We start from the raw sequence: 20,043 nt of genomic DNA, 5'->3' as shown, positions 1-20,043 counted from the left end.
GGCTCCGCCGCGGACCGGGTGCGCTCCCGTCCCGCGCGCCTGCGAGCGCCCGTCCCCCCGTGCCGGGGTCGACCCTCAGGAGCGGGGCTCCCGCCACCAGATACACGTGCACCAAGATTTCTTCCCCGGACGTGTATCTGGGCAGGCCGCGGGCGCTCCTCGCCAGCACCCGCCCGAGCTCACGCCGTCCGGTCCGCCCCCGCGGCGACGGCGCCGGAGCGGGCCGGGACCGTGGACTTCGAACCGAGGAGACGCACGACATGACCGAGCAGGACAGCGCGCCCGAGCCCCTCAGCCGGGAGCAGATCCGCCCGACGAAGCGCACCCACGAGGACTCGCTCATCGCCCGCCCGGGCGTGGTCGGCGTCGACATCGGCGAGAAGTGGTCCGACGGCCGGCCCACCGGACGGCAGGCCATCGTCGTCCACGTCACCCGCAAGCTCGACGCCGCCGACCTCGACGACGACCAGCGGATCCCCGCCGCCATCGACGGCGTCCCCACCGACGTCGTCGAGCACCGCGTCGTCCTGCACCACGAGGCCCCGGCCGTCGACGACGTGACGACCCTCATGCGCGGACGCGTGCGACCGCTCGCCGGCGGCATCAGCATCGGCCCCGTCGACCCCGTGACCATCCAGGGCGCGACCTCCGCCGAGCTGCGGTCCGTCAACGGCACGCTCGGCGTCGTCGTCGTCGAGCGGCACACCGGCCGCGCGCTCGCCCTCACGAACTGGCACGTCGCCGCCGGCGACGGGCTCGAGGACGTCGGGAGCCGCTGGGTGCAGCCCGCGCTCGCGGACGGCGCCGCGCGCGGGGACCAGTTCGGCCTGCTCGTCCGCGGCACCCTCACCGACCGCATCGACGCCGCCGTCGTCGCCATCGCGCCCGGTGCGGCGTGGGTGCCGGGCGTCGTCGGCATCGGCGCGGTCACCGGCTCCGCCCCCGCCGTCGACGGCTCCGTCGTCCGCAAGCACGGCCGCACGACCGGTCTGCGGACCGGGCGTGTCGTGTCCACCGACTTCACGACGTCCGTCGACTTCGGCCCCGGCATCGGCTGGCGCACCCTGCGGGACCAGATCCGCGTCGAGCCCGACGAGGGACAGCCGTCGTTCTCCGCGGGCGGCGACTCCGGGTCCGTCGTCGTCGACGAGGACGGCAAGGTCGTCGGGCTGCTGTGGGCCGGTGAGGGCGACGGGTCGTTCTCCGTCGCCAACCCCATCGCCGCGGTCCTCTCGACGCTCGGCGTCGACGTCGCGACGCCCGCGTCCGTCCGCGCCGCGCGCGCCCGCCAGGCGGCGCTCGCGCGTCGGGCCGCCCAGCTGCGCGCCGCGCAGCAGCGCGCAGCGGGTGGCCTGTTCCCGCCCGTGTCCGCCGCCTACCGGCGCCCGCGGCGGCGCCGGGCCGTCGGTCCGCAGTCGCCGGACGGCACCCGCCCCGCGTCGAACGGGACGGCTCCCGGGGCGCTCGGCGGCCCCGCGTCCGACGCGTCGGCGGGGGCGTCGGCGGGCCACGCGTCCGGCGCGGCCGGGCGGGCGTCGACCAGCGCGGGCGAGGTGCGGGAGCACCGGCTCGGTGCGGCCGCCCAGCCGTTCACGGAGCCGTTCACCGAGCCGTTCACCGAGCCCTTCACCGAGCCGTTCACGGAGCCCTTCACGGAGCCGTTCACCGAGGCGCTCACCGCGAACCCGTTCACCGAGCCGTTCACGGAGCCCTTCACCGAGGCGCTCGCAGCCAACCCGTTCACGGAGCCGTTCACCGAGCCCTTCACGGAGCCGTTCACCGAGGCCCTCGGCGCGAACCCGTTCACCGAGCCCTTCACGGAGCCGTTCACCGAGCCCTTCACGGAGCCGTTCACCGAGCCCTTCACGGAGCCGTTCACCGAGGCCCTCGGAGCGAACCCGTTCACCGAGCCCTTCACCGAACCGTTCACCGAGCCCTTCACGGAGCCGTTCACGGAGCCGTTCACGGAGCCGTTCACGGAACCGTTCACCGAGGCGCTCGCGCAGGCCTACGCCCGCATCTACGGCCCGCAGCGCGCCGCGCTGGCGCTCGCCCGCGTCCGAGCGGAGGCCGCACGCCGTCAGCGCGAGGCGTTCTGGGCGGGCTACGTCACCGCGATCGTCCGCGGCCGCACCCGCTGACGACCCGACCGAGACCACGAGGAGACCGCCCGACATGAGCGTCCTGGCAGAAGGAGTCGACCGTCAGCCGACGGCACGCGTCATCGCGCTGCGGCCGTCCGCGGGCCGGCACGCCGCCGCTGGGCGGTCTCCCGAGGTCGTGGGACTCGGTCCCGAGCCCGACGAGAGCCCGCACGGCACCACAGGGCGGCACGCGATCGCGCCCTTCCCCGTCGACGCGCCCGGCACCGGCGCCCGATCGCTCGTCCGCGAGCTCGAGGACCTGACCGAGCAGATGCACGCGCACGGACCCCTGCCGTCGCTGCGGGTCGACCTGCGCGAGCTGCTCGCCGCGTGGGCGGCGGCGCTGGTCCGCCTGCACCGCACGCCGTTGACACCGACGACGCCCGTCGCCGAGCTCCCCTGGGTGCTGACCGAGCCGCTGCCCGACTGGCTGGACGACCTGCCCGGCGACACGGGCCCCGTCTGGGCGGTCCGCGCGCACCCGGGGATCCGCCGCGCCGTCGAGGAGACCCGACGCGCGTGGTTGCCGGTGCAGTGGGTGCACGGCGACCCGACCGGCGACGAGGTCGTCGTGACGCGGACCCGCGGGTCTGTGCGTGCGGTGCTGCTCGGTGCCGGTCGGGACACGCCCGACGGTCCGCTGGCACCCGCGCGCGCGGGCCGCAGCGGCTGCGGGGACCCGCGGTGGGACGTCGCGACCGCGCTCGACTGGCTCGCGCTCGCGCTCGGTCCGGCGCTCGACCCCGCGTGGCAGCTCGACCCCGTCGCCACGTTCGCCGGCCAGTACCGCGAGCTCGGCGGCGACGCGCTGCCGAACCGCGCGACGGCCGTCGCCCGCACGCTCGCCTCCGCGGTCGAGTGGACGGCCCAGCTCACGCTCGACCGTGACCCGAGCGAGGACGAGCGCGCGTGGCTGTCAGGACTGTGGTCCCGACCGCTCGAGCTGGTCGGACGCACCCGCACGACGTCGGTGCCCGCGCGCCGCTCCTGATCCGTACGCGGTCGCGAGCCGCGCCCGTCGGGACGCCCGCCCCGCGCGTCGGGGCTCGGGCGTCCGGGCCGCAGGGGCCCGGCACCGCCGGGGGGAGCGTCCGCGTCCACCCGGCGCAGGACGGTCCGACGAGCAGCGGTGACGGTGACCCGCACGGGGAGAGCCGGGCAGGACCGGTGGGGACGAGAACGGCGAAGGCCCGATCCGCAGGGGGGACCGGGCCTTCGCCGTTCGTGCGCGGGGGACGAGCCTCAGGCGGCGTCGTCCTCGACCGTCAGGTTCCGGGTCTTGTTCTGGTCGAGCAGGATCCCGGGGCCGTTCGTCGTCGAGATGGTCGCCTTCGTGATGTAGCGACCCTTCGAGGCGGACGGCTTGAGACGCAGGATCTCCTCGAGCGCCGCCGCGTAGTTCTCCACCAGGTTGACGTCGGAGAACGACGTCTTGCCGATGATGAAGTGCAGGTTCGCGTGACGGTCCACGCGGAACTCGATCTTGCCGCCCTTGATGTCGGACACGGCCTTGGCCACGTCCATCGTCACGGTGCCGGTCTTCGGGTTCGGCATGAGACCGCGCGGGCCCAGGACCTTGCCCAGACGACCGACCTTGCCCATGAGGTCCGGGGTCGCCACGGCCGAGTCGAAGTCGGTGTAGCCGGCGGCCACCTTCTCGATCAGCTCGTCGCCACCGACCTCGTCGGCGCCGGCCGCGCGGGCCTGCTCGGCACGCTCACCGGTCGCGAAGACCAGGACGCGCGCCGTCTTGCCCGTGCCGTGCGGGAGGTTGACCGTGCCACGGACCATCTGGTCCGCCTTGCGGGGGTCCACACCGAGGCGGAAGACGACCTCGACGGTCGCGTCGTACTTGGTGGTCGACGTGCCCTGCGCGAGGCGGACGGCCTCGAGCGGGCTGTAGACCTTGCCGGCCTCGATCTTCTCGGCGGCGTTGCGGTACGCCTTGCTGTGCTTCGCCATCTGCTTCTCTCTTCTCAGCAGTCGTGGTCCGTCGGGCCGCACAGGGCCCTGCCACTGAACTTCGTCACGTCACGAGGTCTCGTGGCGCGTGGTGCCGGTCGGCGCGGACGCCGACCGGCGGGGTGAGGACGTCAGCCCTCGACCTTGATGCCCATCGAGCGGGCCGTGCCGGCGATGATCTTCTCGGCGGCCTCGAGGTCGTTCGCGTTGAGGTCCTCGAGCTTGGTGCTCGCGATCTCGCGGACCTGGGCCGACGTGAGGGTCGCGACCTTCACGGTGTGCGGCGTCGGGGAGCCCTTGGCGACCCCGGCGGCCTTCTTGATGAGCTCGGCGGCCGGCGGCGTCTTCGTGATGAAGGTGAACGAGCGGTCCTCGTACACCGTGATCTCGACGGGGATGACGTTGCCGCGCTGCGACTCGGTCGCCGCGTTGTAGGCCTTGCAGAACTCCATGATGTTCACGCCGTGCTGACCGAGCGCGGGGCCGATCGGCGGGGCGGGCGTCGCCGCACCGGCGTTGATCTGGAGCTTGATGAGGCCGGTGACCTTCTTCTTGGGGGGCATGAAGCCGTCCCTCTCTGGTTCGTGGGCCGACGCCGTGGGCGATGACCCGGTTGCAGTGCCGCCCCACGGTGCGGGGCGGCAGCGTCAGCGTCAGATCTTGGCGACCTGGCTGAACGACAGCTCGACCGGGGTCTCCCGGCCGAAGATCGAGACGAGCACCTTGAGCTTCTGGTTCTCGGCGTTGATCTCGGAGATCGTCGCCGGCAGCGTGTCGAACGGGCCGTCCGTGACGGTGACCGACTCGCCGACCGTGAAGTCGACCTGGATCTGCGAGGTGCTCTTGGTGGCCGCGGCCGCCGTGGCGGGGGCCTTGGGGGTGAGCGACGGCGCGAGCATCGAGAAGACCTCGTCGAGCGTCAGCGGCACCGGCTGGTGGGTGTGGCCCACGAACGAGGTGACGCCCGGGGTGTGCCGCACGGCGCCCCACGACTCGTCGGTCATCTCCATGCGGACGAGGACGTAGCCGGGGATCCGGACGCGCTTGACGACCTTGCGCTGCGCGTTCTTGATCTCGACGACCTCCTCCATGGGGACCTCCACCTGGTAGATGAAGTCCTCCATGTTGAGGCTCTGCGTGCGGTTCTCGAGGTTCGCCTTCACGCGGTTCTCGTAGCCCGCGTACGAGTGGATGACGTACCAGTCGCCGGGCTGGCTGCGCAGCTGCGACTTGAAGGCGGCGACGGGGTCCTCGTCGGGGTCGGGCTCGGCGTCCTCGGCCGACTCCTCGACCTCGGCGCCCTCGTCCTCGACCTCGGCGACCTCGTCGGTCGACGCGTCGTCGGCCGGAGCGAGCTCGTCGCCCGCGGCGCCCTCGACCGCCTCGACCGACGCCAGGGCGTCCTCGAGCTCCGTCTCGGCGCCGGTGGGCTCCTGCGACTCCTGCGACACGTGCGAACCTGCTTTCTCCCGCATGGGGTGCGTGCGGGTGGCGAGACTCCTCGCCACCGTGGGCCGGCCGGTGCGGCCGCGAGGGCTCAGCCCCCGAACACCCAGAACGTCAGACGGCCGATCCCGAGGTCGACCACCGTCACGAACGCCATCACGACCGCCACGAACACGAGGACGACCGTCGTGTACGTGATGAGGTCGGAGCGCGTCGGCCGGACGACCTTCTTGAGCTCGGCGACCACCTGGCGCCAGAAGAGCGCGATGCGGGCGAACAGCCCGCGCTTCTTCTCGCCCTTGACGGACTTGGGCTCGCGGGCGGTCGCCGGGCCCCCGGCGTCGGACGCCGCGGCCGGTGCGGTTTCGCTCACGTCTGGCCCCTGTGTCTCGTGGTGGCCACCGGGACCGTGCGGCCCGGCGGTGGGACGGCTGACGCGACGCGCCGGACCGTCCGGCGATCCTGCTCACGCCCGGCCGGGAGCCGGGACGTGTGCGCAGGGCAGACAGGACTCGAACCTGCAACCTGCGGTTTTGGAGACCGCTGCGCTACCAATTGCGCCACTGCCCTACGGCGGCCGCACCCGCTCCATGACGCTCCGTACCCTCACGTCCGGAGATGCGAGGGCGCGGCTCATCATGGCGAAGGTCAACCGCCGGGGGTCCACTGTACGCGACGCGACCGCATGGGTCGAACCACGTCCGCGGAGGGCTCGCGCAGCACGCCGCGCCACCCTGGCCCCGGCGCCCGCCACGGGTCGAAAGGCCGGGCCGCCGTCGCGTGACCTCTGCCACTATGGGGCCCGTGAGCGAGAAGACCACCCCCCGCGCCCGCGTGTCCGCCCGGGTCGCCGCCATCGCCGAGTCCGCGACCCTCGCGGTCGACGCCAAGGCCAAGGCGCTCAAGGCCGCCGGCCGGCCCGTCGTCGGGTTCGGCGCCGGCGAGCCGGACTTCCCGACCCCCGCGTACATCGTCGACGCCGCCGTCGCCGCAGCGCAGGACCCGGCGAACCACCGGTACACGCCCGCCGCTGGGCTCCCCACGCTCCGTGAGGCGATCGCCGCGAAGACGCTGCGCGACTCCGGGTACGAGGTGAGCCCGGCCGACGTGCTCGTCACCAACGGCGGCAAGCAGGCCGTCTTCCAGACGTTCGCGGCGCTGCTCGACCCGGGCGACGAGGTGCTCCTCCCCGCGCCCTACTGGACCACCTACCCCGAGGCGATCCGCCTCGCCGGCGGCGTGCCCGTCGAGGTGTTCGCGGGCGTCGACCAGGGCTACCTCGTCACGGTCGAGCAGCTCGAGGCCGCCCGCACGCCGCGCACCAAGATCCTGCTGTTCTGCTCGCCGTCCAACCCGACGGGCGCCGTGTACTCCCCCGAGCAGACCGCCGAGATCGGGCGCTGGGCGCTCGAGCACGGCATCTGGGTCGTCACCGACGAGATCTACGAGCACCTCACCTACGACCACGCCGTGTTCACGCCGATCGTGCGCGTCGTGCCGGAGCTCGCGGACACGTGCGTCGTGCTCAACGGCGTCGCGAAGACGTACGCGATGACCGGCTGGCGCGTCGGCTGGATGATCGGCCCGCGCGACGTCATCGCCGCTGCGACGAACCTGCAGTCGCACCTCACGTCGAACGTCGCGAACGTGTCGCAGCGGGCCGCGATCACCGCGCTCACGGGCGACCTGGCCGCGGTCGAGGAGATGCGCTCCGCGTTCGACCGCCGCCGCCGCACCATCGTCGAGATGCTCGGGGCGATCGACGGCGTCGAGGTGCCCGCGCCGCAGGGGGCGTTCTACGCGTACCCGTCCGTCGAGGGTCTGCTGGGCCGGACGATCCGGGGCGTCACGCCGCGCACGTCGGCCGAGCTCGCGAGCCTCATCCTCGACGAGGTCGAGGTCGCGGTCGTGCCGGGCGAGGCGTTCGGCCCCAGCGGGTTCCTGCGCCTGTCGTACGCGCTCGCCGACGCCGACCTCGTCGAGGGCGTGTCGCGCATCCAGCGTCTGCTGGCCGAGGCCGAGTGACCGTCGCGGCCGGGCTCGCGCAGCCCGGCCGCACCCACCGACGTCGACCCGGACGGCACGGGTGACGCGCCGCTGACGGTCGGAGGGCGCACGCCCGCGGGCCGTCCCTCGTGGTCGTGACGCTGCTGATCCGGTACTGCGCGCCGTCGGTGCCCCGGTCCATACTGTCCGCCATGCGTCCGGACGAGCCACGCAGCGCGCGCGGGAGCGCTCCCGCGCCTGCGCCGCTCACCGCTGCGCACCTCACCGTCCGCGTGCGGATCCTCACGGCCGTGATCGTCCTCTCCGCGCTCACCGTGCTCGTGGCCGGCGCGTCGGCGTTCTGGCTGCAGTCGCGCGAGACGGACGCCCGGATCGACAACTCCCTCGCGCGTGCGCTGTCGGCACTGCGGGTCGTCGAGAAGGAGAACCCGACGACGGACGTCCCCGTCGAGACGGTCGAGGACGTCCTCGAGGTCGCGGTGCGCAACCGTGTCCCGGGCAAGAACGAGGGCGTGATCGCCCTGCTGTCCGGCCGGCTCAAGTGGCGGGCCGCGCCGGAGACGAACGCGATCCGCCTCGACACCGACACCGAGCTCATCGACCACCTCAGCCGGTTGTCGCTCTCGACCAGCAGGCCCACGGTGCAGACCGTCCGCACGAGCGTGACCGAGTACCGCCTCATGGCCGCGCCGGTGCGCGTCGACCGCGACCCCGCGCTCGGGCTGTTCGTCGTCGCGTTCGACCGCAGCGCCGAGATGCGCACGCTGCAGACGACGTTCCTCACGTACTCGGCGGTCGGCATCCTCGCGCTGCTCGGCATCTCGGTCGTCGCGTGGTTCGTCGTCGGACGCCTGCTGCACCCGCTGCGGCTGCTGCGGGACACCGCGCGGCGCGTCACCGAGTCCGACCTGTCGGAGCGCATCAACGTCAGCAGCAACGACGACCTGGGCGACCTCGCGCACACCGTGAACGCGATGCTCGACCGGCTCGAGCGCGCCTTCGGCTCGCAGCGCGAGCTGCTCGACGACGTCGGGCACGAGCTGCGCACGCCGCTGACCATCGTGCGCGGGCACCTCGAGCTGCTCGACCCCGACGACCCGGAGGACGTCCGGACGACGCAGTCGCTCGCGCTCGACGAGCTCGACCGCATGCACCGCCTCGTCGACGACCTCATGATCCTGGCCACCGCCGAGCGGCCCGACTTCGTGCGGCTCGCCCCCACCGACGTCGGGCGGCTGACCGACGACGTGCACGAGAAGGCGCGCGGGCTCGGCGACCGCCGGTGGGTCGTCACGTCGCGCGCGGACGTCACCGTGAGCCTCGACGAGCAGCGCATCACGCAGGCGTGGCTCCAGCTGCTCGCGAACGCCTACCGCTTCTCGCCCCCGGGGTCGACCGTCTGGATCGGCTCCGAGGTCGTGGGCCACCGGCTCATGCTGTGGGTGCGCGACGAGGGTCCGGGCGTGCCGGCGTCGGAGGAGCGCCGGATCTTCGAGCGCTTCCACCGCGGCCAGGCGGACCGGTCGCAGAACGGCGCGGGCCTCGGACTGCCGATCGTCGCCGCCATCGCGCAGGCGCACCACGGCACGGTCGTCGTCGAGCGCCCGCCCGAGCGCGGGAGCCGCGGCGCCGTCTTCGTCCTCGACCTTCCCGCCGTCGACCTCGTCGACGGCGACACGACCGTCCCCGACCGCATCGCCGACCTCGCGGAGCACCACTGATGACGCACATCCTCATCGCCGAGGACGAGGAGCGGATCGCCGCCTTCGTCGCCAAGGGCCTGCGCACGGCCGGGTACGAGGCCACCGCCGTGACGACCGGCGACGCCGCGCTGACCCGCGTCCGCGCAGGAGGGGTCGACCTCGTCATCCTCGACCTCGGCCTGCCGGACCTCGACGGGTTCCAGGTGCTGCGCCGTCTGCGCGAGGCCGGGCACGCGCTCCCCGTCATCGTGCTCACGGCACGCTCGTCGGTCACCGACACCGTCACGGGGCTCGAGTCGGGCGCCGACGACTACATGGCCAAGCCGTTCCGGTTCGAGGAGCTGCTCGCCCGGGTGCGCCTGCGCCTGCGCCAGCAGCAGCCGCAGCCGTCCGGCGACGTCACGGTGCTGTCCCACGGACCGCTGCAGCTCGACCTGCGGACGCGGCGGATCCGCGTGCGGGACCAGGAGGTCGAGCTGTCCGCGCGCGAGTTCGCCCTCGCCGAGACGTTCCTGCGCAACCCGGGCGACGTGCTCACGCGCGAGCGGCTGCTGTCGGACGTGTGGGGCTACGACTTCGACCCGGGGTCGAACGTCGTCGACGTGTACGTGCGGTACCTGCGGCGCAAGGTGGGCGCCGAGCACTTCGACACCGTGCGCGGTGTCGGCTACCGGCTCGTCGACGTGACCGCGGTCGGCTGAGCCGGCGCTGCGGCGACGGCCGTCCGTGCGCGGACGTCCGCACTGGCGGCTGCGCGGCGGGCGGGCGGAAGCACCCGGCCGCGGCTGGCACACTGTGCCGATGCGTGACCTGGCCCTCCTGCCGAAGGCGCACCTGCACCTGCACTTCACCGGCTCGATGCGGCCCGGCACGCTCGCGGACCTGGCCGACCGGCACGGGATCCGGCTGCCGGCCGTCCTGCTCGACGCCGACCCGCTGCACGTGCCCGCCGACGAGCGCGGCTGGTTCCGGTTCCAGCGGCTGTACGACGCGGCGCGCGCGTGCGTACGGAGCGAGGACGACATGCGGCGGATCGTCGCGGAGGCCGTCGAGGACGACGCCGCCGAGGGGTCCGGACGTCTGGAGATCCAGGTCGACCCCACGTCGTACGCGCCGTTCGTCGGCGGCCTGACGCCCGCGCTGGAGATCGTGCTGGACGAGGCGCGCCGCGCGGGTGCGGCGTCCGGGGTCGACGTGGGCGTCGTCGTCGCGGCGTCGCGCATGCGCCACCCGCTCGACGCGCGCACGCTCGCCCGGCTGGCCGCCCGGCACGCAGGGGACGGTCCCGGCGAGGTCGTCGGCTTCGGGCTGTCGAACGACGAGCGGCGCGGCGACACCGGGGCGTTCGGACCGGCATTCGCGATCGCACGTCGCGCCGGGCTCGCGGCGGTGCCGCACGGTGGCGAGCTGCTCGGGCCCGCGCACGTCGAGGAGGTGCTCGACGCGCTGCGCCCCGACCGGCTCGGTCACGGCGTGCGCAGCGCCGAGGACCCGCGGGTGCTCGACCGGGTCGTCGACGAGGGCGTCGCGCTCGAGGTGTGCCCGGCGTCGAACGTGTCGCTCGGCGTCTACGGCGCGGACCGCGACGTGCCCCTGCGCACGCTCGTCGCGGCCGGCGCACGGGTCGCGCTCGGGGCGGACGACCCGCTGCTGTTCCGGTCGCGCCTGGTCGCGCAGTACGAGGCGGCGCGGGACGTGCACGGGTTCTCCGACGAGGAGCTCGCGGCGCTCGCGCGGTCGTCGATCCTCGCGAGCCGCGCCTCGGAGAGCGTGCGCGGGCGGCTGCTCGCGGGGGTCGACGCGTGGCTCGCGGGCGAGGACGGCGAGGCTCCAGCGGGGAGCACGGCGGCGCGCTCCGAGCGTCAGGCCGGCGCGACGAACGGCGCCGGACGGGCCGGCGGGTCGGGGGACGGAGCCGGCGGGTCGGCGGACGGAGCCGGCCGGGCCGGCGGGTCGGGGGACGGCGCCGGCGGGTCGGCGGACGGAGCCGGCCGGGCCGGCGGGTCGGGGGACGGCGCCGGCGGGTCGGCGGACGGAGCCGGCCGGGCCGGCGGGTCGGGGGACGGCGCCGGCGGGTCGGCGGACGGAGCCGGCCGGGCCGGCGGGTCGGGGGACGGAGCCGGCGGGTCGGCGGACGGAGCCGGCCGGGCCGGCGGGTCGGCGGTCGGAGCCGGCCCGGCCGGCGGGTCGGCGAACGGAGCCGGCCGGGCCGACGAGTCGGCGGTCGGAGCCGGCAGGGCCGAGGAGTCCGCGGACCGAGCCGGCACGGCCGGCGGGTCGGCGGACGCCGAGGGCGCGCCCCTGGACGTCAGAGGCTGACGCCCACCAGCACGGGCTCGGGCTCGAGCTCGACGCCGAACGCGGTGCGCACGCCGTCGCGGATCTCGCGGGCCAGCGCGACGAGCTCGTCCGCCGTCGCACCGCCCCGGTTGGTGAGCGCGAGCGTGTGCTTGTCGGACAGCGCCGCAGCGCCCGGTCCGGTGTGGCCGCGCCCGAACCCGGCGTGCTCGATGAGCCAGGCCGCGCTCGTCTTGGTCGCACCGTCGCCGGCGGGGAAGCGGGGCGCGTCGGGGGGCAGCGCGGCGGCCGCGGCGGTGTCGAGGATCGGGTTGGTGAAGAAGGACCCGGCGCTCCACGTGTCGTGGTCGGCGGCGTCGAGGACCATGCCCTTGCGTCCGCGCAGCTCGAGCACGGCGGCCCGCACGTCGAGGATCGGCGCCCGCTCCCCCACGGCGACGCCGAGCGTGCGCGCGAGCTCCGGGTAGCGGACGGCCTGCGCGAGCGTGCCCTGCCGCAGCTGGAAGGTCACGTCGAGGACCACGTACCGCGGGGTAGGGCCCCACGGCGCGCGCGGGTCCTCGGGGTCGGCCGCGGTCGGCCGCATCGAGCGCTTGAGCAGCGAGGTGCGGTAGCCGAAGCGCAGGTCGACGAGCGGGAGCGTGCGGACCTTGCCGCGGCCGCGGTCCCAGACCCGCACGGTCGCGATGGTCTCGGACACCTCCTGCCCGTACGCGCCGACGTTCTGCACGGGCGTCGCACCGGTCGAGCCGGGGATGCCGGACAGGGCCTCGAGGCCGACCAGCCGGTGCGTCACGGCGTGCTCGACGACCTCGTCCCACGGCGTGCCCGCCGGGACGGTGTACGTCACGCCCGCGCACGCGGAGTGGTCGGGCACGTCGATACCCGTCCGCACGTCGCGCACGACGACGCCCTCGAAGCCCGCGTCGGCGACGAGCAGGTTGGACCCGCCGCCGACGACGAGCAACGGCTCGCCCGCGTCGTCCGCGGCGCGCACGACGTCGATGAGCTCCGCCTCCGTCGTCGTCTCGACGTAGCGCGCGGCCGGCCCGCCGACCCGGAGGGTCGTGAGGTCGGCGAGGGCGGGGGTCGTCGTCGGGGTCGTCGCGTGCTGCACGCCGCCCAGGCTAGACCGCGGCGTCGGGACGCTTCGCGTCGGCGGGCTCGGCCGGCTCGGAGGGCTCGGACGTCGACGGGCGCACGAGCGGCGCGGCCGCGTTGACGACGAGGAGGCCGAGGACGACGGGGACGAGGATCACGAGCAGCGCGTTGCGGTAGCCGACGTGCTGCGCGAGCAGGCCGAGCAGCGGCGGACCGGCGAGGAACGCGCTGTAGCCGATGGTCGACACGACGCTCACGCGGGGGGCGGCGCGCAGCGGGTCGTCGGACGCGGCGCTCATGCCGACGGGGAACCCGAGCGCGGCACCCGCACCCCACGCGATGACGCCGACCAGGGCGAGCCACAGCTGGCCGGCCAGGGCGAACGTGAGCAGGCCGACGATCGCGAGCACCGCGCACAGCCGCAGCACGACGACGCGACCGTACCGGTCGAGCAGCGCGGTGCCGAACCAGCGCATGCTCGTCATGGCCCCCACGAAGACGCCGAAGGCGAGCGCGCCGAGCGCGTGCGAGGTGTCGAAGCCGTCGACGACCGCGAGGCTGACCCAGTCGTTCGCGGAGCCCTCGGTGAGCGCGGCGGCGAGCACGACGAGGCCGATCAGCAGCGTGCGGGGCTCGAGCCACGCCGCGAGCGCACCACGGGCGCCGCGCGGAGCCGAGTCGTCGGTGGCGGCGTGCGGGTGCTCGGACCCGGCGGGCAGGAACGCGCGGACGGCGAAGGCGACGACGACGACGGACGCGGTGACCGCGATCGGCACGTGCACCGCGACCGGGACGTGCAGCAGCGCCGCGAGCGCGGAGACGCCGGCCGCGCCGACCGTCCCGAACGAGAACCCGGCGTGGTACCGCGGCATGACGGTGCGGCCGAGCTCCTGCTCGACCGCGGCGCCCTCGAGGTTCATCGCGGCGTCCCACACGCCCGTGCCGATGCCGTAGAGCACCATGCCGACGACGACGACGGGGACCTGCCCGGCTGCGACGCCGAGCGCGGCGACGGTGAGGCCGACGCCGTTGAGGATCGCGAACCCGAGCACGGTGCGCCGCGCGCCCAGCCGCTCGACGACCATGCCCGACAGCGGCAGGGCCACGAGCGAGCCGACCGCACCGACGAGCAGCAGCAGGCCCATCTTCTCGGGCGAGAAGTCCAGGCCGTCGCGGATCGCGGGCAGGCGCGACGCCCACGTCGCGAAGTTGAACCCGTTGAGCACGAAGACGGCCAGGACGGCCATCGACGCCCGCCGGACACGCAGGTCGGGCTGGGTCGGGGTGTCGGACATCGTTCCTCCGGTGCGCGGTGCCGTCATCGATCGTGCCCGTTCCTGCTCGTGGTGGCACGTGCGCGACCGGTGGCGCGCACGCGAAGGGTGGTGGCGTGCGCGCGGACCGCGGCGCCCGCGCGGACGGCGTGGGCGCGGACGCGGTGCCGTCGCCGCGCGTGCGGGACGGCGAGCGCGGGCTGCCCAGCCTGCTCCGGCCGGTGGTCGGCGTGCGTGGCGAGCGGGTCCGGGTCGGCGTGCGCGGCGAGCGAGCCCGGGTCCGCGTGCGCGGCGAGGGCGGCGAGCGGGTCCGGGTCGGCGTCGGCGAGGACGCCGCGCTCGGGCGCGCAGGCGTGCGCGCGGCCGTCACCGTCGCGCGGGACGAGGCCGCGGCCGGACGCGGCGGGTCGGGCCGCGTCGTGCTCGCCCGCGACGCCCGTGGCGGCGGCGGGGCCGGCAGCCGGACCGACCGGGGCGGTTGCCGGACCGACCGGGGCGGCGAGCGGCGACGCGGCCTTCTCGGGTGCGACGCGGGCCGCGAGCAGGACGCTCGCGACCATCGCGACGCCGATGAGCAGCAGCGCGTGGCGCGCGCCCATCGACTCGGCGGCGAGACCGAGCAGCGGCGGCGCCGCGAGGGACGCGACGGAGGCGAACGACGAGACGACGGCGACGCGGCCGGCGGACCGCAGAGGGTCGTCGGACGCCGCGGCGATGCCGACCGGGACCGCGAGCGCGGCACCGAAGCCCCAGCCGACGATCCCGACGGCGGCGAGCTCGAGCGTCGGGGCGAGGCCGAACAGCAGCAGGCCGCCGAGCGAGACGACGCCCGACACGCGCAGCACGGCGACGCGGCCGAACGAGTCGATGAGGCGCGTGCCGAGCAGCCGCACGACGGTCATGGCGCCGACGAACACGCCGAGCATCGCGCCGCCGACGGCCTCGCTGCGGTCGAACCCGTCGACGACCGCGAGCGACAGCCAGTCGTTGGCCGACCCCTCGGAGAGCGCGGCGGCCATGATGACGACACCGATGAGCAGCGTGCGCGGCTCGCGCCAGGAGTCGAGCGCGGTCGCGATGCGGCGGCGGCGCCCGGCGGGTGCGACGGCCCGCCGCGGCGCGGCGTCACCCGTCTCGGTGACCGCGGTCGCGACGACGGGCTGCGCGCGGCGACGGTCCCCGGGGGCGTCGTCGAGCACGACGCCCCGCAGCGACGCGAGCCGCCAGACCACCGCGAGCGCGGCGACCGCGGAGAACTGCACGACGACGGGCACGTCGAGCGCGGCGGCTGCGGCGCCCAGGCCGGAACCGGTGACGGCTCCGATGGAGAACGCGGCGTGGAACTGCGGGATGACGGTCCGGCCCATGGCGCGCTCGACGCGGCCCGACTCGACGTTGAGCGGGACGTTGCCGAGTGCGACTGCGACGCCGTTGAGGAAGATGCCGACGGCGAGGACGGCGACCGAGCCGACCGCCGGGCCGACGCCCATGAGCACGTACCCGACGGAGAGCGCGACGGTCGATGCGACGATCCCGACCCGGCTGCCGAAGCGCTGCACGACGACGCCGGCCGCGGTGACGGTCACGAGCGCGCCGAGGGACCCGACCAGCAGCATCCCGCCGAGCTCGGCCGTGGACAGGTCGAGCGCGTCGCGGACCGCGGGGATGCGGGCGAGCCAGCTCGAGAACGTGACCCCGGTGAGCGCGAACAGACCCATGAGGAGCCAGCGGGCGCGGGAGAGCCGGCGCGCGTCGGGGGCGGTGTGCGGCGGTACCGCGGGCGCCCCGTACGACGGGGTGGCGGGCGGCGCGGACGGCGTGGACGAGCGAGGCTGCCCGGCGGGGGCGGGGTGGGACACGGCGGGGCTCCGGGCACGGTTCGGGCGAAGTTCTCGAATCGATTCGATCGCGTCTCGCAGCGGGGTCGAATCGATTTGAGGGGACGAGATATTCTGCGGGTACGCTGGCGGTCGCGTCAACACGTCTGCGCACCCGCGCGTCGTGCCCCGTCGCACCCCTCCTCGACCCGCCCGCACGGGCGGCCGAGCCCGGTGCGCCGACCCGGAGGTGGACCCCTGCCCCGCCCTCGCCCGACCCTCGCGGACGTCGCCGCGGCCGCCAAGGTCTCCGTCTCCACGGCGTCGCTCGCGTTCTCGGGCGCCGGCCCCATCGCCGCCGCGACCCGCCAGCGCGTGCTCGACGCGGCGGTCGAGCTCGACTACGCCGGGCCGAACCCGCTCGGCCGTCAGCTGCGGCGCGGCCGGTCCGGCATCGTCGGGGTCGTCGTGGGGGACGCGCTCAAGCGCTCGTTCCGCGACCCCGTCTCCGTGCAGGTCCTCGACGGGCTCGTCGGGACGCTCGGCTCGCTCGGACTCGGCGTCCTGCTCATCCCCGGTCCCAGCGACCCCACCGAGCCGCCCGTGGACCCCCTCGTCGAGTCCGCGGCCATGGACGTCGCCGTCCTCATGTGGGGCGGCACCACCGACGACCCGACGCTCACCGCCCTCCAGCGTCGCGGGATCCCCACGGTCGTCGTCGAGGGTCGCCAGCAGGAGGGCGTCACGACCGTCGGGATCGACGACCGCCAGGGGATGACCGAGGCGACGCAGCACCTGCTCGGTCTGGGCCACGAGCGGATCGCCGTGGTCACGCTCCCGTTCGACCGCGCCCGGCGCGACGGGCTCGTCGACGACGACCGCCTGTCGCAGATCGACTGGGAGATCACCCGTCGACGCCTCGCCGGCGTCACCGACGCGGGCGTCACGCCGCAGGCGATCTACGAGACACCCGCGTCGCTCGTCGAGCACGGCAAGACCGCGGGGTTCGCGCTGCTGTCCGGCGACGTCCGACCCACTGCGGTCGTCTGCCAGTCCGACCTCCTCGCGTCGGGGGTCGTGCTCGCGGCGCGCGAGCTCGGGCTGCGCGTGCCCGAGGACGTCTCCGTGGCCGGGTTCGACGGGCTCGACCTGCCGTGGCTCGCACCCGACGTCCTCACGTCCGTCGTCCAGCCGCTCGCCGAGAAGGGCGCCGCGGTGGGCCACGCCGTCGAGGACCTGCTCGCGGGCGAGGCACCGCCCTACCGCGAGCTGGGCGTCACGCTGCGCCTGGGGACGACGACCGGACCTGCCCCGGCCTGACACCGGTCGCCCACCGCCGTCGTCTGCCCGCACCCCTCGTCCGGACGCACGACGCCCCGGTCCTCCACCTCCGCCGGGGAGGACCGGGGCGTCGCCGTGCGCCGACGTCAGCTGCGCTTCAGCCAGTCGAGCGGGTTGGTGCGCGTCGCCGCGTAGACGAACCACGACGTCGCGCCGACGTGCTGCACCTGGAAGTACCCGAACCCGAACCCGGTGTCGAGCAGGCTCGACGCGGCGACCACTCCCCCGTCGACGACGACGCCGCCGAGGTGCTGTCCGACGCCCAGGACGTCCTGCGCGTGCCGGACCTGCGCGAGCAGCCGGTCCGCCGCCTTGGCGTCCCCGCGGCCGTTGCGGTCGATCAGCGCGGTCGCGAGCTGACCGGTGCCCTCGAGCCACACGCCCTGCGGGTGCACGGTGATGCCGTTGTACTGCGCGGTCGACTGCGCACTCGCGGTGCTGAACGTGACGCCGGAGACCATCTCGCCGTCGGGCAGCTGGGACGTGGCGGCTGCCGCGTCGTCCGTCACGGCGAGGGCCGTGCCCGCCCAGTCGAGGCCACGCTTGAAGGTGCGGTCGCGGGTGGCGAGCCAGGCCCACGTCACCGTGTCGAGCGGGACCGGGAAGCGGTTGACCTCGACGCCGTCGTTCGTGCCCGTCCAGAAGAAGCCCTCGGACGGCTCCCACATCGCGTCGACGAACTCCCGCGCGTGCGCCGCAGCCTCCTTCCAGCGGTTGTCACGAGTCACCTTGCGGAGCATCGAGAAGAACGCCGTGCAGTCGATGTTGTGCTCGGTCGAGCCGTTGGGCACGGGCGCGTTCGCGCCGTTCACGCCGAAGGAGAAGCCGCCGAGGCCCGTCGTGCGCCAGGTGTTCGTCGTGATCCACTCGCCGATCCGGACGGCGCCCGCGAGGTAGCGGCGGTCGCGCGTGCGGTCGTAGAGGTGCAGCAGGGCGATGCCGGGCCACGCCATGTCGCCGACGGCGGTCCCGAGGAACCCGAACTGCCACCCGATGTTCGCCGTGCCGTCGGGCTGCACGAACCCGTACGGCTGCGGGTTCCCGTCGTAGAACGTGTACGGGCCGACGTTGTACCCCTGCCGCAGCCGGCCGTCGGAGTAGCCCGGGTCGTGGTCCTGCGCGTAGAGCAGGCCGTCGCCGAGGACGCGAGCGGTCTGCTCGCTGGACCGCTTGCCGTCGGCCAGCAGCGCGATGATCGCGAGCGCGTTGTCGTACGTGAACGCCGTGCTGAACAGGCCGAGCTCGTCGCCGTAGCTCTGCGCGAGCCGGGCGCCGGTGTTCACCGTCGGGTAGGCGTCGGTCGCGGCCTGCAGGAAGCCGACGGCGGCGCGCTGCGCGGACGCACCGTGCCCGTGACCGCGTCCCGTTGACACGTGTCCACCAGCGGCGGCCGAGGCGCCCGGGGCCGTGGCGACCGCCACGCCGGCGGCGACACCAGCGCCGGTCAGTGCGAGGAACGTCCGGCGCGAGACCCGCGCCCCTGACTCCGTCGTCGTGTGGTGCATCGGTGCTCTCTCCTCTGTGGGCGTCGGGCCGCGACGATGCGGCCCGGGTACACCGTAGGGAGCGGCCGGACGGAAAGGAAGAAGCCGGACGAATCGTCCGCACGCGTCGCGCTCGGCGCGACCTGCGGTTCGCCCGACCGAGCGAGGGACGACCGCGTCAGGCGAGCCGGACGACCGCCTGCGCCTTGCCGAGCACCCGCACGCCGTCGACCGTCACGGTCAGGTCGACGCGCACCGTGCCGGCCTCGGCGTCGAGCGCCCCGGCCACGGCCACGACCTCGACCGTCGCGGCGCCGGGATCGGGCACCGGGACCGGTCGCGTGAACCGCACCTGGTAGTCGACGACGGCCCCCGGGTCGCCCGCCCAGTCGGCGACGACACTGCTCGCCGCGCCCATGGTCCACATGCCGTGCGCGATGACGCCCGGCAGGCCGACGGCGGTCGCGACGCGGTCGTTCCAGTGGATCGGGTTGAAGTCGCCGCTCGCGCCCGCGTACCGGACGAGCCGCGCGCGGTCGACGGTGACCTCCCGGCGCGCGAGCTCCTGGCCGACGGTGAGCTCGGCGAGCACCGGCGTGGTCATGCGTCCTCCCCGCGGACGGCCAGCGTCGAGACGACGGTCGCGACGGCCTCGCCGCCCTCGGCCGCGATCTCGGCGCGCGTGGTGATCATGGCGAGCCCGGCGCGCTCGACGATCGCGTCGACGTGCAGGACCGTGACGAGCCGGTCGCCCGCGTGGATCGGGCGGTGGTGCGTGAACCGCTCGTCGGCGTGCACGACGCGGCTGAAGTCGATGCCCGCGGCCGGGTCCTCGAAGAGCTGCGCCTCGGCACGCTGCGCCACGACGACCGCGAACGTCGGCGGCGCGATGACGTCGGGGTGGCCGAGCGCGCGTGCCGCGTCGGGGTCGGTGTGCGCGGGGTGCGTCGCGCCGACCGCGGCGGCGAACTCGCGCAGCTTCTCGCGTCCGACCTCGTACGGCGCGTTGGGCGCGTACTCGCGCCCGGCGTACCCGGTGTCGACCGGCATCCTCGTGCTCCTGTCGTCCGTCGCGTCGGCCTGCTCGGCCCTCTCAACCCCGCACGGCCCTGCTCAGCCCTGCACTGCGCCCACACCTGCACCGCGGTCACACCTGCACTGCGGTCACACCTGCACCGCTCTCAAAGCACAAGCACGCCCGCCGGCGCAGAGCCGGGGGCGTGCCTGGAGTCCTGCGGCCCCGAGGGGCGCGGCTCAGCGGGTCTCGCGGTGGACCGTGTGCCGGTTGTCGCGCGGGCAGTACTTCTTCATCTCGAGCCGGTCGGGGTCGTTCCGACGGTTCTTCTTCGTGATGTAGTTCCGCTCCTTGCACTCCGTGCAGGCGAGCGTGATCTTCGGGCGGACGTCCGCGCTCTTGCTGGCCATGGTCTTCTCCTCGCGCCTGGACGGCGCCTGCGTTCTGCTGT

Annotated in this window: 17 protein-coding genes, 1 tRNA gene and 1 pseudogene; 7 read left to right on the top strand and 12 right to left on the bottom strand. The window is 74.7% G+C overall.

The features are described from left to right. Positions 1-260 precede the first annotated feature (260 nt). Entirely contained in the window at positions 261-2,141 is a 1,881-nt protein-coding gene (locus tag KOV94_RS03460; protein ID WP_218051218.1) for a peptidase S32, read from the top strand. 34 nt (positions 2,142-2,175) lie between these two features. After that, complete coding sequence (locus KOV94_RS03455) at positions 2,176-3,135, top strand: phosphotransferase (protein WP_218051217.1); 960 nt, start codon at positions 2,176-2,178, stop codon at positions 3,133-3,135. A 251-nt stretch (positions 3,136-3,386) separates the two neighbouring features. On the opposite strand, the gene rplA is transcribed toward KOV94_RS03455, so the two are convergent. The 5 genes from rplA to KOV94_RS03430 form a co-directional block, all read right to left on the bottom strand. Beyond that, positions 3,387-4,106: a 50S ribosomal protein L1 gene (rplA, locus tag KOV94_RS03450; RefSeq protein WP_124344589.1), complete on the bottom strand. Its 720-nt coding sequence runs from the start codon at positions 4,104-4,106 to the stop codon at positions 3,387-3,389. A gap of 131 nt (positions 4,107-4,237) precedes the next feature. Continuing rightward, positions 4,238-4,669: a 50S ribosomal protein L11 gene (gene rplK / locus KOV94_RS03445; RefSeq protein WP_124344590.1), complete on the bottom strand. Its 432-nt coding sequence runs from the start codon at positions 4,667-4,669 to the stop codon at positions 4,238-4,240. Between the two features lie 90 nt (positions 4,670-4,759). Beyond that, the gene (nusG, locus tag KOV94_RS03440; protein WP_124344591.1) at positions 4,760-5,557 is read right to left on the bottom strand and encodes a transcription termination/antitermination protein NusG; all 798 of its coding nucleotides are present in this window, start codon (positions 5,555-5,557) and stop codon (positions 4,760-4,762) included. 86 nt (positions 5,558-5,643) lie between these two features. After that, positions 5,644-5,925, bottom strand: a complete 282-nt coding sequence (gene secE / locus KOV94_RS03435) for a preprotein translocase subunit SecE (RefSeq protein WP_124344592.1) — start codon at positions 5,923-5,925, stop codon at positions 5,644-5,646. Between the two features lie 124 nt (positions 5,926-6,049). Continuing rightward, positions 6,050-6,122: transfer RNA gene (locus KOV94_RS03430), tRNA-Trp, on the bottom strand. Positions 6,123-6,347: 225 nt separating this feature from the next. Between KOV94_RS03430 and KOV94_RS03425 the strand changes: the two genes are divergently transcribed. From KOV94_RS03425 to KOV94_RS03410, 4 genes and pseudogenes are all read left to right on the top strand, one after another. Beyond that, positions 6,348-7,577, top strand: coding sequence for a pyridoxal phosphate-dependent aminotransferase (locus KOV94_RS03425; protein ID WP_218051258.1), 1,230 nt, complete (start codon positions 6,348-6,350; stop codon positions 7,575-7,577). A gap of 173 nt (positions 7,578-7,750) precedes the next feature. Beyond that, positions 7,751-9,280, top strand: coding sequence for a sensor histidine kinase (locus tag KOV94_RS03420; RefSeq protein ID WP_218051216.1), 1,530 nt, complete (start codon positions 7,751-7,753; stop codon positions 9,278-9,280). Next, positions 9,280-9,963: a response regulator transcription factor gene (locus KOV94_RS03415; protein ID WP_124344594.1), complete on the top strand. Its 684-nt coding sequence runs from the start codon at positions 9,280-9,282 to the stop codon at positions 9,961-9,963. The genes KOV94_RS03420 and KOV94_RS03415 overlap by 1 nt, the downstream gene beginning before the upstream one ends. Positions 9,964-10,063: 100 nt before the next feature. Beyond that, positions 10,064-11,077: pseudogene (locus KOV94_RS03410) on the top strand (adenosine deaminase); the annotation flags it as partial. 493 nt (positions 11,078-11,570) lie between these two features. Here KOV94_RS03410 and KOV94_RS03405 read toward each other — a convergent pair. The 3 genes from KOV94_RS03405 to KOV94_RS21150 are packed head-to-tail and all read right to left on the bottom strand — an operon-like array spanning position 11,571 to position 15,794. Beyond that, entirely contained in the window at positions 11,571-12,677 is a 1,107-nt protein-coding gene (locus KOV94_RS03405; RefSeq protein ID WP_200829859.1) for a UDP-N-acetylmuramate dehydrogenase, read from the bottom strand. A gap of 10 nt (positions 12,678-12,687) precedes the next feature. Then, a complete protein-coding gene (locus KOV94_RS03400; protein WP_218051215.1) occupies positions 12,688-13,956 on the bottom strand; it encodes an MFS transporter in 1,269 nt (422 codons plus the stop codon). 23 nt (positions 13,957-13,979) lie between these two features. Continuing rightward, positions 13,980-15,794: an MFS transporter gene (locus tag KOV94_RS21150; RefSeq protein ID WP_308160344.1), complete on the bottom strand. Its 1,815-nt coding sequence runs from the start codon at positions 15,792-15,794 to the stop codon at positions 13,980-13,982. Between the two features lie 192 nt (positions 15,795-15,986). Here KOV94_RS21150 and KOV94_RS03390 point away from each other — a divergent pair, with 192 nt between their 5' ends. Next, positions 15,987-17,072, top strand: coding sequence for a LacI family DNA-binding transcriptional regulator (locus KOV94_RS03390; protein ID WP_371852305.1), 1,086 nt, complete (start codon positions 15,987-15,989; stop codon positions 17,070-17,072). 107 nt (positions 17,073-17,179) lie between these two features. On the opposite strand, the gene KOV94_RS03385 is transcribed toward KOV94_RS03390, so the two are convergent. The 4 genes from KOV94_RS03385 to rpmG form a co-directional block, all read right to left on the bottom strand. Then, positions 17,180-18,466, bottom strand: a complete 1,287-nt coding sequence (locus KOV94_RS03385) for a Tat pathway signal sequence domain protein (protein ID WP_308160343.1) — start codon at positions 18,464-18,466, stop codon at positions 17,180-17,182. A gap of 289 nt (positions 18,467-18,755) precedes the next feature. Beyond that, positions 18,756-19,181 carry a MaoC family dehydratase gene (locus tag KOV94_RS03380; RefSeq protein WP_218051213.1) on the bottom strand — a complete coding sequence of 142 codons (426 nt, stop codon included), beginning with the start codon at positions 19,179-19,181 and terminating at the stop codon, positions 18,756-18,758. Next, positions 19,178-19,627 carry an FAS1-like dehydratase domain-containing protein gene (locus tag KOV94_RS03375; protein ID WP_124341452.1) on the bottom strand — a complete coding sequence of 150 codons (450 nt, stop codon included), beginning with the start codon at positions 19,625-19,627 and terminating at the stop codon, positions 19,178-19,180. Before KOV94_RS03375 ends, KOV94_RS03380 begins: the two co-directional genes overlap by 4 nt. A gap of 204 nt (positions 19,628-19,831) precedes the next feature. Beyond that, positions 19,832-20,002, bottom strand: a complete 171-nt coding sequence (gene rpmG / locus KOV94_RS03370; protein WP_124341451.1) for a 50S ribosomal protein L33 — start codon at positions 20,000-20,002, stop codon at positions 19,832-19,834. Positions 20,003-20,043 lie beyond the last annotated feature (41 nt).

It is taken from the genome of Cellulomonas algicola, assembly GCF_019024305.1.
Taxonomy (GTDB): domain Bacteria; phylum Actinomycetota; class Actinomycetes; order Actinomycetales; family Cellulomonadaceae; genus Cellulomonas; species Cellulomonas algicola.
The sequence above is the reverse complement of the archived record's forward strand: the minus strand, read 5'-3'. Positions and strand labels throughout refer to the sequence as shown.

Bases quoted from the DNA above. Each gene is read 5' to 3' on its own strand.
- KOV94_RS03460 (WP_218051218.1), top strand. From the start codon at position 261: ATGACCGAGCAGGACAGCGCGCCCGAGCCCCTCAGCCGGGAGCAGATC.
- KOV94_RS03455 (WP_218051217.1), top strand. From the start codon at position 2,176: ATGAGCGTCCTGGCAGAAGGAGTCGACCGTCAGCCGACGGCACGCGTC.
- rplA (WP_124344589.1), bottom strand. From the start codon at position 4,106: ATGGCGAAGCACAGCAAGGCGTACCGCAACGCCGCCGAGAAGATCGAG.
- rplK (WP_124344590.1), bottom strand. From the start codon at position 4,669: ATGCCCCCCAAGAAGAAGGTCACCGGCCTCATCAAGCTCCAGATCAAC.
- KOV94_RS03425 (WP_218051258.1), top strand. From the start codon at position 6,348: ATGGGGCCCGTGAGCGAGAAGACCACCCCCCGCGCCCGCGTGTCCGCC.
- KOV94_RS03420 (WP_218051216.1), top strand. From the start codon at position 7,751: ATGCGTCCGGACGAGCCACGCAGCGCGCGCGGGAGCGCTCCCGCGCCT.
- KOV94_RS03415 (WP_124344594.1), top strand. From the start codon at position 9,280: ATGACGCACATCCTCATCGCCGAGGACGAGGAGCGGATCGCCGCCTTC.
- KOV94_RS03400 (WP_218051215.1), bottom strand. From the start codon at position 13,956: ATGTCCGACACCCCGACCCAGCCCGACCTGCGTGTCCGGCGGGCGTCG.
- KOV94_RS03380 (WP_218051213.1), bottom strand. From the start codon at position 19,181: ATGACCACGCCGGTGCTCGCCGAGCTCACCGTCGGCCAGGAGCTCGCG.
- KOV94_RS03375 (WP_124341452.1), bottom strand. From the start codon at position 19,627: ATGCCGGTCGACACCGGGTACGCCGGGCGCGAGTACGCGCCCAACGCG.
- rpmG (WP_124341451.1), bottom strand. From the start codon at position 20,002: ATGGCCAGCAAGAGCGCGGACGTCCGCCCGAAGATCACGCTCGCCTGC.